This is a genomic window from Parafrankia sp. FMc2 (assembly GCF_041008525.1).
Lineage (GTDB): Bacteria > Actinomycetota > Actinomycetes > Frankiales > Frankiaceae > Parafrankia.
In genome coordinates this window covers 1-1,541 of the sequence record NZ_JBFLUG010000377.1, presented here as the reverse complement: position 1 = coordinate 1,541, position 1,541 = coordinate 1, and the positions used below count along the sequence as shown (strand labels likewise).

1 protein-coding gene is annotated in these 1,541 nt (G+C 71.2%); it reads right to left on the bottom strand.

The genetic code is table 11. The annotated features are described in order from the left end of the window. On the bottom strand, window positions 1–1,420 hold a 1,420-nt coding region (gene tnpC / locus AB1460_RS37385), incomplete at its 3' end, for an IS66 family transposase (protein WP_368967279.1). Window positions 1,421–1,541: the final 121 nt, after the last annotated feature.

Sequence of the window (1,541 nt, the reverse complement as noted above, 5' to 3'; positions counted from 1 at the left end):
TTGCGGGCATCCAGGGGCGGCCCTCGGCGAGTTGGACGAGGGCGGGGAACTGGCCGATGCCGTGTTTGGTGGCGGTGGACAGGTAGCTTCGGATCGCGCAGAACTGGCGGGCGCCGGTGAGGGTGCGGAGACACCCGGATACTTTCTGCCGCAGTTTGATCATGCGAATGTCGCGCTCCGCGCCGTTGTTGTCCGCGGGAACCCTCAGGTCGCGGGTGAAACGCAGGTAGTCGGTTTCGCGGTCCACGAGGCGGCAGGCCAAGGCGTGGCGGGCGGCCATGAGTGTCGTGTCTCGCGGTGAGGTCTGGGTGATCCCGATGTGGGCGGCGTGGCGCAGGGCCCGGGTGTGGGCCGCCAGGTCGGCCGGGTCGACCGCGGTGGTGGCGGCGTCGACGGTGAGGCGGTGCAGGGCGACGAGGGCGTCGGCGGCCTGGGTGGCCCAGCACCAGGTCCCGGCCGGGGCGGTGTCGGTGATCGCCTGCAGTTCACGGAGCACGTGGGCGACGCACAGCTGGTGGGTGGCGGACGTGTAGGTGTCATACGGCGCCCAGGCGTCGTGGACCACGACCCCACCGAAACCGGTCAGCACCCCGAGGGCGTCGATCCCGGTGGTCCCGCGTTTCGGATGGCAGTCGATCAACGTGTACTTCCCGGTGCGGGCGCAGTGCACCCAGTGCAGCCGCCCGGCGACGCGCAGCCCGGTCTCGTCCACGCCGACCACCTCGGCGCCGGCGAGCAGGTCACGCACAGCGGTCAGGAAACCGGTCAGGTCGGCGGCGGCCCGAGTAGCCATCGCCGCGACCGTGCCCGCGGACAGGGGGATCCCGACCAGCTCCGCGAGCGCGGTCGCGGTCCGGTCCTTCGACAGGAACTGGCCGGAATACAGGTAGACCGCTGCCGCGGTCACCCGGGGCCCGTACTGGACCGGGGCGTTCACCCCGGCAGGTGGGGTCGCCTTCGTGCGTGCCCCGCAGCCGCATTCCCGCTCGAGGAGCTGATGTTCGGTCACATGTGGGCGGAGTTCGGGCAGGTCGAAGACCTGCCGGCGTTCGGTCCGGGTCACCGGACGGCCCGCAAGCGACGTCCCGCACCCCGCGCACGGCCCCGGTTCGTGCGCCAGGCGCACATCAGGATCGGTGACCATCCGCAGCGTCGATCCCGGATGGCCGTTCTGCCCACCAGGGCGCCGGCCCGTCCTCGTCCGCAGCGACGTCGGGGGCGGCTTGGCCAGCCCGTCGGAGCTCGGTGGTTTCGACGAGTTCCGCGACGTCTTCGCGACCTGGGCCTCCAGCTCGGCGATCCGCGCCCGGGCCTGTTCCAACTCGGCCCGCAACTGCACGATCAGCGCCGCCTGCTCCACCACCAGCGCCGCGAGCTCGTCATACGACGGCACCGACGGCGCGGGCGGATCACCGGACACACCCGGACCCTACGGTCTGGTCAACCACGCGGCGCCAACACCCCCGGGTCGCCGGGTCATCGAAGAGCCCCAGCCTGCCACGAAACCAAAAACCGACGATCTACGAGACCTGACCAGTTAC